Below are 15,003 nucleotides of genomic sequence, written 5' to 3'. Positions count from 1 at the left end.
CTCGATGAAGCTTCTGCGCCATGGCCCGCGGGGGGCCGAGAAGCCGGGATTGCTGGATGCCCAGGGCCGTATCCGCGACCTGTCCGCCCATGTCGACGACATTGCCGGCCGCTGGCTGCTGCCGGATGGGCTGGCGGAGATCGCGGCCTTGCCGGTGGACAGCCTGCCGCTGGTCGATGCCTCCACCCGGCTGGGTCCTTGCGTGGCCGGCACCGGCAAGTTCGTCTGCATCGGCCTCAACTATTCCGACCATGCGGCGGAAACCGGGGCGACGGTCCCGTCGGAGCCGGTGATCTTCATGAAGGCGACCTCCACCATCCAGGGTCCGGACGACCCGGTGGAAATCCCGCGCGGTTCGACCAAGACCGACTGGGAGGTCGAACTCGGCGTCGTCATCGGCAAGACGGCGAAATATGTGTCGGAGGCCGAGGCGCTGGACCATGTCGCCGGTTATTGCGTCGTCAACGACCTGTCGGAACGCGAATTCCAGATCGAACGCCAGGGCCAGTGGACCAAGGGCAAGAGCTGCGACACCTTCGGCCCCATCGGCCCCTGGCTGGTGACCAGGGACGAGGTTCCCGACCCGCAGGCGCTGGACATGTGGCTGGAGGTCAACGGCCACCGCTACCAGAACGGCTCGACCCGGACGATGGTCTATGGCGTCGCCCACATCGTCTCCTACCTGTCGCAGTTCATGAGCCTGCATCCGGGCGACGTCATCTCCACCGGCACGCCGCCGGGCGTCGGTCTGGGGCTGAAGCCGCCGACCTATCTGAAGCCCGGCGACCGGATCGAACTCGAAATTCAGGGTCTCGGCCGCCAGCGCCAGCAGGTGTACGCGGCGGAGTGACGCCACCCCGGCCGTGACCGGAACAACGGCGCGGCCGGGATAAGCAGCGGTTTGCTCGACAAAGCAGCCAAACGGCGCGCCCCGGAACGAGGGGCCGCACCGGATGGGCCACACCCGATGGGGAGGTGCCATGCAGCAAGCGTCGCTCCACACGGCCCCCGGCCGGTTCCCCACAGCAGCGGCGGGGACCGAGCTGCTGCGGCTGGACAGCATCACCAAGCGGTTTCCCGGCGTGCTGGCGCTGGACGGCGTCGGTTTCGACCTGCGGTGCGGCGAGGTCCATGCGCTGTGCGGCGAGAACGGAGCCGGCAAATCGACGCTGATGAAGATCATCAGCGGCCAGTACCAGCCCGACGAGGGCAGCATCGTCTACAAGGGCGAGGTGCGGCGCTTCGCCTCCTCGCTCGACGCCGAGCGGGCCGGCATCGCCATCATCCACCAGGAACTGAACCTCGTCCCGCATCTGAGCGTGGCCGAGAACATCTTCCTGGCGCGGGAGCCGAAACGCGGGTGGTTCATTGATCGGAACGCATTGCGCCGGCAGGCCCAGGCCTGCCTCGACCGGCTCGGCGTCGACATCCGCCCCGACGCGCCGGTGAAGTCGCTGTCGGTCGCCCAATGCCAGATGGTGGAGATCGCCAAGGCGCTGTCGCTGAATGCCGAAATCGTCATCATGGACGAGCCGACCTCGTCCCTCACCGAATCCGAAACCGCCCTGCTGTTCCAGGTGATCCGGGAGTTGAGGGAGCAGGGGGTGGGGATCGTCTACATCTCCCACCGGCTGGACGAGATGGCGCTGATCGTCGACCGGGTCACGGTGCTGCGCGACGGCCGCTTCGTCGATACCCGCGCCTTCGCCGACACCTGCGTGGACGAGATCGTCGGATTGATGGTCGGCCGCTCGCTGGACGACAAGTTCCCGGAGCGCACCTCCGTTCCCACCGAAGACGTGTTGATGGAGGTGCGCGGCCTGACCCGCCGCGGCGTCTTCCACGATGTCGGCTTCGACCTCAGGCGCGGCGAGATCCTGGGCTTCGCCGGTCTGATGGGTGCGGGCCGCACCGAGGTGGCGCGGGCGATCTTCGGCGCCGACCCGCTGGATGCCGGAACCATCCGGCTCGGCGGCGGCGAGGTCACGGTGAAGACCCCGCGCGACGCCATCGCCCACGGCATCGCCTACCTGTCGGAAGACCGCAAGAGCCACGGGCTGGCGGTCAAGATGTCGGTCACCCAGAATTTGACGCTCGCCAACATGGCGGCGGTGTCCGGCGCACTCGGCTTCATCGACCGCAAGGCGGAGGAGCAGGCGGCGTGGCGCTACATCCAGATGCTGTCGATCCGCACGCCGTCGCCGCATCAGGTGGCGCGCCTGCTGTCGGGCGGCAACCAGCAGAAGATCGTCATCGCGAAGTGGCTGTTCCGCCAGTCGCGCATCCTGTTCTTCGACGAGCCGACACGCGGCATCGATGTCGGCGCCAAATTCGCCATCTACCAGCTTCTCGACCGGCTGGCGGCCGAGGGGATCGGCGTGGTGCTGATCAGCTCCGAACTGCCGGAGATCCTCGGCCTGACCGACCGCGTCGCCGTCTTCCATGAAGGCCGGATCACCGCCGTTCTGAACACGCGCTCGACCAGCCAGGAAGAGATCATGCATTTCGCCTCGGGCCATGGCCGCCCGGCGGCGCCGGGAGCCGAAACGCCATGAGCAATCCCACCACCAAGACCCTCGACGCCACGCCGTCCGCTGCCGCCGCACCGCGCCAGCCGGTGAGCGACGGTCCCCAGGCGATGAATGGCCCCATAAGCAGCCGCGTGACGAACGACCGGCGCAAGGATCTGATCCAGAAATTCGCGGCGCTGGCCGGACTGCTGGTGCTGGTCGCCGTTTTCTCCGCGACCAGCGACGCCTTCCTCAGCGTCGGCAACGGCATGACCATCGCGTTGCAGGTGACCTCCATCGCCTATCTCGGCATCGCCGCGACCTGCGTCATCATCACCGGCGGCATCGACCTCTCGGTCGGCTCCGTCCTGGCGCTGTCCGGCGTGGTGGCGGCGCTGGCGGTCAAGGCCGGCGCGCCGGTGCCGCTCGGCATGGGGCTGGGCATCCTGGTCGGTGCTTTCTGCGGCCTGCTGAACGGGCTGTGCGTGACGCGGCTGAAGCTGCCGCCCTTCATCGCCACGCTGGGCATGATGATGGTGGCGCGCGGCGTCGCCCTGCAGATCACCGGGGCGCGTGCCGTGTCGGGCCTCGGCGACTCCTTCGGCGAGCTCGGCAACGGTGCCATGTTCCGAATCGTCCGCATCGGCGAGGACGGCTTCCCCGACGTGGTCTTTCCCGGCATCCCCTATCCGGTGGTGCTGATGGTGGTGATCGCCATCGCCGTGGCGATCATGCTGAGCCGCACCACGCTGGGCCGCCACATCTATGCCGTGGGCTCGAACGCGGAGGCCGCCCGGCTGTCCGGCGTCAACGTCGCCGGCGTCACCCTGTTCACCTATGTGCTGTCCGGCACGCTGGCCGGGCTGACCGGCTGCGTCCTGATGTCCCGCCTCGTCACCGCACAGCCGAATGAGGGCGTGATGTACGAGCTGGACGCCATCGCCAGTGCGGTCATCGGCGGCACCTCTCTGATCGGCGGGGTGGGGACGATCTCGGGCACCGCCATCGGCGCCTTCGTGATCGGCATCCTGCGCAACGGGCTGAACATGAACGGCGTGTCGGCCTTCACCCAGCAGATCATCATCGGTCTGGTCATCCTGCTGACCGTCTGGATCGACCAGATCCGCAACCGGCGCTGACCGGCGTTTGCGACAAGTACGTGCCTGCCCAAAACAAACCAACAGGGAGTGAAACCATGAAGCGCTTCGTTTCAGCCTGTCTGGCATCCGCCATCGCTCTCGCCACCGGTTCGGCATTGGCTGCGGACAAGGAAATCGCGGTGGTGGTCAAGACGGTGAACTCCACCTTCTGGCAGAATGTGCAGAAGGGTGCCGCCACCGCCCAGAAGGAGGCGGACGGCTACACCATGACCTTCCAGGGTCCGGCGGCTGAATCGGCCATCGCCGATCAGGTCAACATGGTGGAGAACGCGGTGAACCGGAAGGTCGCCGGCATCGTGCTCGCCCCTTCCGACCCCGACGCGCTGGTCCCGGTTCTGAAGAAGGCGTGGGAGGCGAAGATCCCGGTGGTGCTGATCGACTCCCCTGTATCGGACGCCGGCAAGCAGTATTACCAGGCCATGCTGTCCACCGACAACGTCAAGGCGGGCGAGCTGTGCGCCAAGGCGCTGATCGACAAGGTCGGCACCACAGGCAAGATCGCCGTCATGTCCTATGTCGCCGGTGCGGGATCGGAGATCGGTCGGGTCGGCGGCTTCACCAAATACATCAAGGACCACTCCAAGCTTGAGATCGTCGGTCCCTTCTATTCCCAGTCGCAGATGGCGACCGCGCTGAACCAGACCACCGATGTGCTGGCCGCCAACCCCGACCTGAAGGGCATCTTCGGCGCCAACGAGCCGACCGCCATCGGCATGGGCCGCGCGCTGGCCCAGAGCGGCAAGGCCGGCCACATCGCCGCGGTCGGCTTCGACGGCAACCAGGATCTCCAGGGCTTCGTCAAGGACGGCACGCTGGAGGCCATCGCCGTCCAGGGCTCCTACCAGATGGGCTATCTGGGGGTGCAGACGGCGGTCAAGCTGACCAAGCGCGAGAAGGTCGAAAAGGCGCTCGACACCGGTGTTGTGCTGGTGACCAAGGCCAATCTGGCAACGCCGGAGGCCCAGAACGTTCTGTACTGAGCGGTTGCACCACTTCTTTTTCTCCTGGGCCCCTTCTCCTGACCTTGGGCGTGCGCGGCGCCCGGTCCCTCGCCGCGCACGCCATTTTCTTCGCCATCGAGTTTCCACAGTTGGTTTCCGCAGTCGAGGCGTCCCGCATGAACCTCATCGACCGCCGTACCCTGCCGCGTTCCGGCCTGTCGCTCCCGGTGATCGGGCTGGGCTGCGCGCAGCTCGGCGGGCTCTACCGCCCGACCGATCCGGCCGAGGCCGACCGTCTCGTCGCCGCGGCCTGGGATGCCGGCATCCGCTATTTCGACACCGCCCCCTATTACGGCTATGGCCGGTCGGAGCGGCGGCTGGGTGCCGCCCTGTGCGACCGGCCGCGCGACAGGTTCGTGCTGTCGACCAAGGTCGGCCGGCTGATCCGCCCGAATGCCGGCGGTGCGAGGACATCGGGCGTCGATGCCAACGGCTGGGCCGATCCCCTGCCCTTCCACCCGGTCTATGATTACTCCCGCGACGGCATCCTGCGCTCGGTGGAGGATTCGCTCCAGCGCCTCGGCCTTGCCCGCATCGACATCCTCTATGTCCACGACATCGGCCGGGTCACCCATGGCGACGCCCATGCCCATCACTGGGACGCGCTGACCCGCGGCGGCGGTTTCCGCGCGCTGGAGGAGTTGCGGCGCGATGGCGCGGTGTCGGCCATCGGCCTCGGCGTCAACGAATGGGAGGTGGCGCTGGACGCTATGGACGAGGTCGATCTCGACTGCACCATGCTGGCCGGCCGCTACACCCTGCTGGACCAGACCAGCCTGTCTCCCTTCCTGGAACGCTGCCTCGCCACCGGCACGCGGATCGTCGCCGCCGGTGTGTTCAATTCCGGCATCCTTGCCGGCAATGGCAAGTTCAACTACGCCGATGCCCCGCCGGAAACCGTCGCGCGGGTGGAGGCGCTCACCACCGCCTGCCGCGAGTTCGCGGTCGAGCTTCCCGCCGCGGCCTTGCAATTCCCGCTCGCCCATCCGGCGGTGGCCTCCTGCGTCACCGGCGTGCGCAGCGCCGGCCAGCTGGCGGCCAACCTCGCCTGGGCCCAAGCACCGATCCCCGCCGCCTTCTGGCAGGCGTTGAAGGCGCGCGGACTGCTGAACGAGACCGCTCCCACTCCGGCTCAAGTCACGGCGGAGGCCTGACCCCATGCGCATCGACGCTCACCAGCATTTCTGGCTCATGGCCGCCCGCCAAGGCGAATGGCCGCCACCGGAGCTTGGTCCCATCCACCGCGATTTCCTGCCGCCCGACCTGCTGCCGCTGCTGCTGGAGACCGGCATCGACGGCACCATCCTGGTTCAGACCCTGTCCAGCGCGGCCGACACCGACTTCATGCTCGACCTCGCAGCAAAGCACAGCTTTATCCGCGGCGTGGTCGGCTGGACCGACCTGAAGGCGCCGGACGCCCCGCAGCGGGTGCAGGCGCTGGCATCCCATCCCAAGTTGAAGGGGCTGCGACCGATGGTGCAGGCCGAAGCAGCCGACTGGCTGGACGATCCGGCCATCGATCCGGCCGCGGCCGCGATGGCCGAATGGGGCCTGAGCTTCGACGCGCTGGTCCTGCCGCCTCACCTGCCGTCGCTGCTGCGCTTCGCCCGTCGGCATCCGGCGCTGTCCATCGTCATCGATCATGCAGCCAAGCCGGACATCGCCCACGGCGGCACTCCCGGCTGGGCGGAGGACATGGCCGCCCTCGGCGGCTTGCCGAATGTCTGGTGCAAGCTGTCCGGCCTGCTGACCGAAGCGGGCGAGCGCACCGGGATCGACGACATCCGCCCCTATGTCGAGCGCCTGATCGCCCTGTTCGGCACCGACCGGCTGATCTGGGGCAGCGACTGGCCGGTCCTGCGGCTGGCCGGCGACTATCCCGGCTGGCTGGAGATGTGCCGCCAGCTGGTCCCCGCAGCGGCGCATGACGCGGTGTTCGGCGGCAATGCCGCAACCTTCTACCGGCTGGGCTGATCCCGCGTCCGCCTTCCCATTCTATCTTCAAGGACCAAGACCGATGCCGTCTTCCGTTCCCGAACTTCTCCTGCTGAACCCGTCGGACAGCGTGGCGGTCGCCACCCGCGAGATCCCGGCGGGCAGCCCGGTCGCCGTCGGCGGCTTCGCCGGCACCGCCGCAGCCACCATCCCCAGCGGCCACAAGATCGCCATCCGCGCCGTCGCGCCGGGCGAGCCGGTGGTCAAGTACGGGCAGGTGATCGGCACCGCCACCCAGCCGATCCAGCCCGGCCAGCATGTCCACGTCCACAATCTCGGCATGGGCGAAGCCCGGCTGGATCACGGCTCCACCCGCATTGTCGAGGCCGACCGCGGCGCCGAGGAGGCGACCTTCCTCGGCATCCGCCGGCCGTCGGGACAGGTCGCCACCCGCAACTACATCGGCGTCATCGCCAGCGTGAACTGCTCTGCCACCGTCTGCAAGCGCATCGCCGATGCCTTCACCGGCAACGCGCTGGCCGAGTACCCGAATGTCGACGGTGTGGTCGCCATCGTCCACGGCAGCGGCTGCGGCATGAACGGCACCGGCGAGGGCATGGCGATCCTGCGCCGCACGCTGCGCGGCTATGCCGACCACGCCAACTTCGCCGGGCTCCTGCTGGTCGGGTTGGGCTGTGAGATGAACCAGATCGCGCCGCTGGCCCAGACGCTGGCGCCGCGCCCTGACGGGCTGATCGGCACCCTGACCATCCAGGAGGAAGGCGGCACCCGCGAGACCATCGACCGCGGCGTCGCCCTGGTCCGCGCCATGCTGCCCATCGCCAACGATGTCCGGCGCGAGCCGGTACCGGCGAGCCACCTGACGGTCGGGCTGCAATGCGGCGGGTCGGACGGCTATTCCGGCATCACCGCCAACCCGGTGCTGGGTGCTGCGGTCGATCTGCTGGTCGCCCATGGCGGCACCGCCATCCTGTCCGAAACGCCGGAGATCTATGGCGCCGAGCATCTGCTGACCGCCCGCGCCGCCTCCCCCGCCGTCGCCGGCAAGCTGATGGACCGCATCCGCTGGTGGGAGGACTACACCCGCCTGCACAAGGGCGACATGAACAACAACCCGTCGCCCGGCAACAAGGCCGGCGGCATCACCACCATCCTGGAGAAATCGCTGGGTGCGGTCGCCAAGGGCGGCGGCACCCGCCTGAACGCGGTGGTCGATTATGCCGAGCCGGTGGCCGACCACGGCCTCGTCTTCATGGACACGCCCGGCTACGACCCGGTCTCGGCCACCGGACAGGTGGCGGGCGGCGCCAACCTGATCGCCTTCACCACCGGCCGAGGATCGACCTACGGCTGCAAGCCGACGCCGTCGCTGAAGATCGCCACCAACAGCGCGCTCTATGCCCGCATGGGCGACGACATGGACTTCAACGGCGGCGCGGTGTTGGACGGCGGCACCAGCGTGGCGGAGGCGGGTGCCGCCCTGTTCCGCCTGATGCTGGACACCGCGTCGGGACACCGCACCCGCAGCGAGGAGAACGGCATCGGCGACAACGAGTTCGTGCCCTGGCAGATCGGCGCCGTCATGTGACAGAAAGCCGGGAGGCCGGATCCGTTCAGCCTCCTATCGCTTGTGGTTGATTCCGGGCTTGCAATTTAACCATGCTGCGAAGTTGATCGTTCCGGTCACGTCCATGTAAGCTCCATAGGACGGTTATCAGGCGGAGCTTCGCGTCGTGGTTCGCATTAGAGTTTTGATCTTCTCGCTTGCAACCGTTGCCGCGATCGGATGCGCGCCTGCGTCTTCTAGCTTTGCCGCTGTTCCATCGGATGCGGATTATGTGGACGCCCTCGTCGAGGTCAATCGGATCCAGGCTGAACGCAAGGTGGCGGTGGAGCAATTGGAGAGGCTCCGCCGTGAAAGGGAGGTGGCACAGGCCGACCTGAACCGGCGTCAGGAGGAGGCTTCCAGCACGCTGAAGCAGGCGAAGGATGCGGCCATCGGCGCGTTGGATGCATTCCTGAAGGAACCGGACCCCGGCAATCCCGAGGCCGAGCTTCTGCAGTCGGACCTTCGCGCCGCGTTGCTTCAACAGCAATCTGCGGAAGCCGAGGTGAAACGGATCCGCGCGAATCAAGTCGAGGCCCAGAGCCAGATCGCTTTCATCAAGATCAATGCGGGGAAGATCAAAGAGAAGATCGTATCCGACAAGGGGGCCCTGTCGAAGGAGCAAGCCCGCCTGAAGCGGATCGAATCCGGAGACCAGGCCGAACTTGAAGACCTTGCGAAACAGGCCTTGCAGGAGAAAGAGGCTGTAACGGCGGCTCTGAAAATCTTCGGTCCTCCTTTCAAGGCCGCGCAAGTGACGTCACGTATCGCTATCGGCATCCATTTGCCTGATATATATCGGGCGAAACGGGATATCGACGCGATCAAGTCGTCGTTCTGTGGCGTCTACACGATGAAGGCCAGGAAACACATCGGCGATGGCCTGAAAGGGATTGAAACTTTTCTTGTAAGCAAGGAAAGCGACGCCATAATCATCCTCCAAGATGCCATCCGCAATGAGCCCACCGAACAAGAGAGCAATTGCAACAGGGGCATCGCCGATGCCGGGGCGGAGGAAGCTCGTCGGAACATCCGATCCCTTGAAGCCGCGATAGCCGGCCAGGAAGGCGAGATCCTGCATGGCGCATCCATGCTCGAGGCACTTGAAGAGACCATCGCCAAGGCCGGTCCGGAGATTGCCAGACAGGAGGATATCCAACGCGAAGGAAAGAGGCGTGTCGACCTCGTCAATTTGAAGCTGGTGGAGCGGGCGGTCGTTTGGGACGCAGCGGCGGCGGAACGGCACAAGAAGCGGCAGGAGCGCGAACAGGAACTTCGGCGGGATGTCGAGAATGCCGGTCGGGCCTATGAGGCGGCTCTGGCGCCATTTCTGACTGAACGGCAAGGTCTTCCGTCGACCAAAGAGGTAACGGATCGGGTCGTCAGCTTGACAACTGCCCTATTTAAAAAGGAAGAGGATGCGGAGAATAAACTGAATGTATTCACCAGAAATCTGGCCTCCCAAGAAGTGAGCTCAGGAACAAGATTAGAATTAGCGCATAGAGATACAAGCATAAGTCATGTGTGCGCAAGCATATATAATGAAACCTCTATAGCATTTTCGGAAATATATCTTGAAATCACTTACAATGGGCAAGAATTACCAGAAATATCGAAAAATCTAATAACATTCAACAAACCATTTAGCTTTTCATACCAGAAGGACTCATACATAACAAACTCAGAAATAAGTCACCAAGCAGGCAAAGTAACATTCAATAAGATAAATAGATATTCTGAGTCTATTCCGTACCTTCTTCCAAGGATGCGGTCTGAAGTTTTGTGCGCTAATATTGCAAATGCTCTAACGGGCGACAGTTTGAGGGGACTCGAAAAACTGGGGTTTAACGGCAACCTGCAGGCATTCGGTCTGCGTATCGCTGAATTCGAGCCCTACGACGGTTCGGTCTCGGAAGAGAGCAAGGCGGCGAAAGATCTGAGGCCCGTCAATTTCAAGGCCCGCTATCGTGCGCAGATCGATCGGGCCAAAGAAAAGGCGGCGGCTCGCACCAGGGCACAAGCCACGCCGTCGGGTCAGCCGGCTGCCCCCGGTGCTGTGGCAGACGTACCGGAAGCCGTCATTGATAGAAAGCAAGCCGCCATTATCCAGGCGGCATTGATCCAGACCGGCTTCCTAACGGGAACTGCCGATGGCGTTCTTGGTGAAAAGTCGAGAGACGCGATTCGCAAATGGCAGGCCGCTAACAGCCATCCCGTGACCGGTCAATTAACCGCCTCACAGGCAACCGGACTGGCCGCGACCAACCCTCCCGACAAGGCAGCCGATTCCGGAATGATTGCAAGGACCGTGGAAGGTTGGGTTTCCCAAGAAGAAATCAATAAAGTTTCAAGCAAAATAGCAACGCTAGTGTGGAGCGGAGGAAGAGACAGGATAATTCCTGAGGTCGAATCCTGTTACAGATCGGCTATGCCGTCAAAAAATTTTAAATCAAAAAGATATTGCCTTATTCTTGATATGGCTGCCACGATTTTTGACCGAATGATGACTCAGCAAGGATTGGTGGAATATCAGTTTTTCAATGACGATAATTTCGTTTCGAGATTCAACGCCGCCATCGATGACAGCGGTCTTGATCGCAGGCAGATCGACGAGGTATCGAAACGGCTCTCGGCCGATGTTGCCAGGAAGCTTGCGCAGGAGGTCGTGCGCCGACAGCCGAAATGACAAAAAGGACGGCTTCCTCCACACCATCATGCGGAGGAAGCGTGATCGTCGTCCCAGCAATCGTCATTCCATTGACGGTAATCCGGCGCGCGCCGCTCAGCCTTTCAGCGCCCCCCGCCGGACCAGCGAGCGCATCAGCTCGACGATGCCGGTGGTCCAAGGCTCGCAGGCGTCGCTCGGCCGCATGCGGTTGACGAGGGCACCCAGCTTGGGTGCGGCGATGGTGACGAGGTCGCCCTCCTTGTGGGTGAAGCCGCCGCCGGGATTGTCGCGGTCCTGGGTCGGCGCGAACATGGTGCCGAGGAACAGGGCGAAGCCGTCGGGATACTGGTGGACCGGGCCGACGGTCTGGGCGACGAGGTCCTCCGGATCGCGGCTGATCCGCGAGATGGAGGACATCCCCGCCAGTTGGAAGCCCTCCGGCCCCTCGACCGTCAGGGCGACGTCGGTGCTCCGCACGTCGTCCAGCGTGAAGGTCTTGTCGAAGAAGCGGATGAAGGGACCGATGGCGCAGGATGCGTTGTTGTCCTTCGCCTTCGACAGCAGCAGAGCGGACCGGCCTTCGAAATCGCGCAGATTAACGTCGTTGCCCAGCGTCGCCCCGGCGATGCGGCCATCGGGGGCGACGATCAGCACCACCTCCGGCTCCGGGTTGTTCCAGGTCGATTTCGGGTGCAGCCCGGCGTCCATCAGCGTGCCGACCGAGGACAAAACAGGGGCCTTGGTGAAGACCTCCGCATCCGGGCCGATGCCGACCTCCAGATACTGGCTCCAGGCGCCCTGGGCGATCAGCACCTCCTTCAGGCTCATCGCCGCCTCGGAGCCGGGCTTCAGCGCCGCCAGATCGTCGCCGACCAGCCGCTGCACCTCGGCGCGGATCGCCTCGGCGGCGTCGGGATTGCCGCGGGCGCGCTCCTCGATCACCCGCTCCAGCATCGAGACGGCGAAGGTGACGCCGGCCGCCTTCAGCACCTGCAGGTCGGTCGGCGCCAGCAGCCAGGGGGCGTTCGCATTGCGACCGTCCGGCGGCGTGTTGGCGAGAATGTCGGCCAGTGCGCCGATGCGCTCCCCCGCCGCAGCGGCAAGATCCGCCGCCGGATCGGGCCGGGCGGCCAGTTCGCTCATGGTCGGGAAGATCGCGGTCACGTCGTACACGCCATCGGCGCGCACGGCCACCACCGACGGGCCGATGCCCGGCCGCCAGACCCGCCCGGCCAGGGTGCCGGCATAGCCGTCGTTGGGAAGGGTTCGGGTCACATCCACGGGGAACTGGATCATGTCGGAGTCCGAATCTTGAAATTGGGTCGGGTTACGGCACGTCGCCGGCAATGACGCCCTTGCGCAACAGGAAACAGCCATAGGGCCGCGGATCGCCGACCTGCACAACGGCGAAGGCGCGGCGGGCGGCGTCGTAGAAGGCGAAACGCTCAATCCCCTGCAAGAGCTGCGGACGGCCCTCGGCACGGTCGATCTCCGCCTGCACCTCGCCCTGGACGGCGGGAAGCGCTGCGGGATCGCCCACCACCTCCATCCGGCGCACCGGGTCGGGCACGAAGCCGTCGAGCGGGAAGACGCTGAGGATGCCGCGGGCGGCGCGTGCCATCCTCACCCCCGGCAGCACGATCAGCCGGCCGGAAATGGTGGCGCGGGCGATGGTCTCCGCCGGATGGTTGGCATCGACCAGCGCCAGATCGTCGCCATGGCCCATGGCGGCCAGCACCCACAGCAGGTCGGGGGACAGAAGCGGGTCGAGTCCTTTCAGCATGACTCTTATCCTTATCGGTTCAGGCCGGCACCGGCACGTCCGCCGCCAGCAACCCTTCGCCCTTCAGGTCGGACCACAGCGCGCCCGGCACCGCTGCCGCCATGGCGGCGAGGTTGCGGTGCACCTCCCCGGCCGTCACCGCCCCCAGCACCACCGACGACACCGCCGGATGGCCGAGCGCGAAGCGCAGAGCCGCGGTGGCGAGCGGCACGCCATGGGCCCGGCAGACCGCCTCGATCCGCCCCACCCGCTCCAGGATGTGGGCCGGGGCCGGAACGTAATTGTACTTGGCGCCGGGAACGGCACCGCTGGCGAGAATACCTGAATTGAAGACTCCGCCCAGCATCACGCCGATGCCCTTGGCCTGGGCCAGCGGCAGGAACTCGTCCAGCGCCGGCTGTTCCAGCAGGGAATAGCGCCCGGCCAGCAGCATGGCGTCGAAGTCGCCGGCCTTGGCAAAGCGGACGCACATCTCCGCCTCGTTGACGCCGACGCCGATGGCCTTGACCGTGCCGTCGGCCCGCAGCCGGTCGAGCGCGCGATAGGCGCCGTCCATCGCCTCGGCGAAGCGGGCCTCGATGCGGTCGGCACCATGGGTCCAAACATCGACGTCATGGATCAGAAGCACGTCGATGCGGTCGGTGCCGAGCCGCAGCAGCGACTGCTCCACCGACCGCAGCGTCCCGTCATGGGAATAGTCGATCACCGCCCGGTGCGGGAAACCGCCGACATAGCCCGACCCGTCCCCCCTGCCCTGCCGCGGGTCCATCCAGCGCCCGACCTTGGTGCACAGCACGACGCCGTCGCGCCCGGCCTGACGCAGGGCGGCACCGCAGCGCGCCTCCGCCAGCCCATGGCCGTAGAGCGGCGAGGTGTCGAGCAGCGTCACGCCCGCCGACAGCGCGGCGACCGCGGCACCGATGGCGGTGGCCTCGTCGAGACGGCCGTAGAGGTCGCCCAGCGGCGCGGCGCCGAAGCCGATCTCCGAGACGGCGATGCCGGTGCGGCCCAAGCTTCTCATTGGCAGCGTCATCACAGGCGCAGCCCGGTGTCAGGATTGAACAGGTGGGCCAGCGCCGGATCGGGGGCGATCCGCACCACCTCGCCGGGCTTGGCGCCGGTCCGCTCGCGCAAAACCCAGGTCAGTTCGCGCTTGCGGTCTTCCCGCCCGGCCTTCGCTCCCAGCGGGCGCAGCACCATCTGGGTTTCCGACCCGGTCGGCTCGACCACCACCACCTCGGCGGCCATCCCGTCGTCGGCGAGGCGGAAATGCTCCGGCCGCACGCCATACACCGCCGGGCGCCCGTCGGAGGCCGCCGGCACGCGCCCGCCCAGCGGCAGGCGGTCGCCGCCCTCGGTGGTGAAGCCGTCGCCGCCGATGCTGCCGGGAATGAAGTTCATCGCCGGCGAGCCGATGAAACCGGCGACGAACATGTTGGCCGGATTGTCGTAGAGGTCGAGCGGTGCGCCGATCTGCTCGATGATGCCGTCATGCATCACCACGATCTTGTCGGCCATGGTCATGGCTTCGATCTGGTCATGGGTGACATAGACGGTCGTGGTCTTCAGCCGCTGGTGCATCTCCTTGATCTCGGTGCGCATCTGCACGCGCAGCTTGGCGTCGAGGTTGGACAGCGGCTCGTCGAACAGGAAGACCTTGGGGTCGCGGACGATGGCGCGGCCCATCGCCACGCGCTGGCGCTGGCCGCCGGAGAGCTGGCGCGGGAAACGGCCGAGCAGCGGCCCGAGGCCGAGGATGCCGGCCGCCCGCTCCACCTTGGCGGTGATCTCGCTCTTGGCGGTGTTCTTCAGCCGCAGCGCGAAGCTCATGTTGTCGGCGATGGTCATGTGCGGGTAGAGCGCATAGTTCTGGAACACCATCGCGATGTCGCGATCCTTCGGAGGCACGTCGTTGACGACGCGGTCGTCGATGGCGACGGTGCCGCCGCTGATCTCCTCCAGCCCGGCGATCATGCGCAGCAGGGTGGATTTGCCGCAGCCCGACGGGCCGACCAGGATGACGAACTCGCCGTCCTGGATGTCGATGGACACGCCCTTGATGATCTCGACCGTGCCGTAGGATTTGCGGACGTTCCGGATGCTGACGGAGGCCATGGGTCGTCTCTCTTTATGATGTCAGGGCGGGTGCCGGGCTCACCGGCAACCTGACTGTTAGCCTATCGACCGTCATTCCCGCGAAGGCGGGAATCCAGCCATCCCAAGTGCTTGGACCGGCAGCCTGGATCCCCGCCTTCGCGGGGATGACGGGTTTCATCGGATTGGGTCCTGCTCCGCATGTGCGATCACCCGGATGAATGG

General features: G+C 65.8%; 12 protein-coding genes. 8 read left to right on the top strand and 4 right to left on the bottom strand.

Annotated elements, in window-relative coordinates:
• Positions 1-4 precede the first annotated feature (4 nt).
• The 8 genes from GBZ48_RS18700 to GBZ48_RS36945 all read left to right on the top strand — a co-directional run bounded on the left by GBZ48_RS18700 (position 5) and on the right by GBZ48_RS36945 (position 10,919).
• Positions 5-850 carry a fumarylacetoacetate hydrolase family protein gene (locus GBZ48_RS18700; protein ID WP_174472373.1) on the top strand — a complete coding sequence of 282 codons (846 nt, stop codon included), beginning with the start codon at positions 5-7 and terminating at the stop codon, positions 848-850.
• Positions 851-980: 130 nt separating this feature from the next.
• Entirely contained in the window at positions 981-2,555 is a 1,575-nt protein-coding gene (locus GBZ48_RS18695; RefSeq protein ID WP_174472372.1) for a sugar ABC transporter ATP-binding protein, read from the top strand.
• A complete protein-coding gene (locus tag GBZ48_RS18690) occupies positions 2,552-3,649 on the top strand; it encodes an ABC transporter permease (protein ID WP_209798389.1) in 1,098 nt (365 codons plus the stop codon). Before GBZ48_RS18695 ends, GBZ48_RS18690 begins: the two co-directional genes overlap by 4 nt.
• A gap of 56 nt (positions 3,650-3,705) precedes the next feature.
• Complete coding sequence (locus GBZ48_RS18685; RefSeq protein ID WP_174472371.1) at positions 3,706-4,650, top strand: ABC transporter substrate-binding protein; 945 nt, start codon at positions 3,706-3,708, stop codon at positions 4,648-4,650.
• 137 nt (positions 4,651-4,787) lie between these two features.
• Complete coding sequence (locus tag GBZ48_RS18680) at positions 4,788-5,825, top strand: aldo/keto reductase (protein WP_174472370.1); 1,038 nt, start codon at positions 4,788-4,790, stop codon at positions 5,823-5,825.
• A 4-nt stretch (positions 5,826-5,829) separates the two neighbouring features.
• Positions 5,830-6,645, top strand: a complete 816-nt coding sequence (locus GBZ48_RS18675) for an amidohydrolase family protein (protein WP_174472369.1) — start codon at positions 5,830-5,832, stop codon at positions 6,643-6,645.
• Between the two features lie 43 nt (positions 6,646-6,688).
• Positions 6,689-8,215 (top strand): UxaA family hydrolase, encoded by a 1,527-nt coding sequence (locus tag GBZ48_RS18670; RefSeq protein WP_174472368.1) that lies wholly within the window; start codon positions 6,689-6,691, stop codon positions 8,213-8,215.
• 145 nt (positions 8,216-8,360) lie between these two features.
• Positions 8,361-10,919 (top strand): peptidoglycan-binding protein, encoded by a 2,559-nt coding sequence (locus GBZ48_RS36945; RefSeq protein ID WP_174472367.1) that lies wholly within the window; start codon positions 8,361-8,363, stop codon positions 10,917-10,919.
• Between the two features lie 96 nt (positions 10,920-11,015).
• On the opposite strand, the gene GBZ48_RS18660 is transcribed toward GBZ48_RS36945, so the two are convergent.
• Genes GBZ48_RS18660 through GBZ48_RS18645 form a run of 4 tightly spaced genes read right to left on the bottom strand, consistent with a single transcriptional unit; the run spans position 11,016 to position 14,799 of the window.
• Positions 11,016-12,197: a fumarylacetoacetate hydrolase family protein gene (locus GBZ48_RS18660; protein WP_174472366.1), complete on the bottom strand. Its 1,182-nt coding sequence runs from the start codon at positions 12,195-12,197 to the stop codon at positions 11,016-11,018.
• A gap of 31 nt (positions 12,198-12,228) precedes the next feature.
• On the bottom strand, positions 12,229-12,684 hold the full coding sequence (locus GBZ48_RS18655; protein ID WP_174472365.1) for an RbsD/FucU family protein: 456 nt from the start codon (positions 12,682-12,684) through the stop codon (positions 12,229-12,231).
• Between the two features lie 19 nt (positions 12,685-12,703).
• Positions 12,704-13,705: an aldo/keto reductase gene (locus GBZ48_RS18650; protein ID WP_246307287.1), complete on the bottom strand. Its 1,002-nt coding sequence runs from the start codon at positions 13,703-13,705 to the stop codon at positions 12,704-12,706.
• A gap of 11 nt (positions 13,706-13,716) precedes the next feature.
• On the bottom strand, positions 13,717-14,799 hold the full coding sequence (locus GBZ48_RS18645; protein ID WP_174472363.1) for an ABC transporter ATP-binding protein: 1,083 nt from the start codon (positions 14,797-14,799) through the stop codon (positions 13,717-13,719).
• Positions 14,800-15,003 lie beyond the last annotated feature (204 nt).

It is taken from the genome of Azospirillum melinis, from assembly GCF_013340935.1.
GTDB classification, from domain to species: Bacteria; Pseudomonadota; Alphaproteobacteria; order Azospirillales; family Azospirillaceae; genus Azospirillum; species Azospirillum melinis.
The sequence above is the reverse complement of the archived record's forward strand: the minus strand, read 5'-3'. Positions and strand labels throughout refer to the sequence as shown.

Bases quoted from the DNA above. Each gene is read 5' to 3' on its own strand.
- GBZ48_RS18700 (WP_174472373.1), top strand. From the start codon at position 5: ATGAAGCTTCTGCGCCATGGCCCGCGGGGGGCCGAGAAGCCGGGATTG.
- GBZ48_RS18695 (WP_174472372.1), top strand. From the start codon at position 981: ATGCAGCAAGCGTCGCTCCACACGGCCCCCGGCCGGTTCCCCACAGCA.
- GBZ48_RS18690 (WP_209798389.1), top strand. From the start codon at position 2,552: ATGAGCAATCCCACCACCAAGACCCTCGACGCCACGCCGTCCGCTGCC.
- GBZ48_RS18685 (WP_174472371.1), top strand. From the start codon at position 3,706: ATGAAGCGCTTCGTTTCAGCCTGTCTGGCATCCGCCATCGCTCTCGCC.
- GBZ48_RS18680 (WP_174472370.1), top strand. From the start codon at position 4,788: ATGAACCTCATCGACCGCCGTACCCTGCCGCGTTCCGGCCTGTCGCTC.
- GBZ48_RS18675 (WP_174472369.1), top strand. From the start codon at position 5,830: ATGCGCATCGACGCTCACCAGCATTTCTGGCTCATGGCCGCCCGCCAA.
- GBZ48_RS18670 (WP_174472368.1), top strand. From the start codon at position 6,689: ATGCCGTCTTCCGTTCCCGAACTTCTCCTGCTGAACCCGTCGGACAGC.
- GBZ48_RS18660 (WP_174472366.1), bottom strand. From the start codon at position 12,197: ATGATCCAGTTCCCCGTGGATGTGACCCGAACCCTTCCCAACGACGGC.
- GBZ48_RS18655 (WP_174472365.1), bottom strand. From the start codon at position 12,684: ATGCTGAAAGGACTCGACCCGCTTCTGTCCCCCGACCTGCTGTGGGTG.
- GBZ48_RS18650 (WP_246307287.1), bottom strand. From the start codon at position 13,705: ATGAGAAGCTTGGGCCGCACCGGCATCGCCGTCTCGGAGATCGGCTTC.
- GBZ48_RS18645 (WP_174472363.1), bottom strand. From the start codon at position 14,799: ATGGCCTCCGTCAGCATCCGGAACGTCCGCAAATCCTACGGCACGGTC.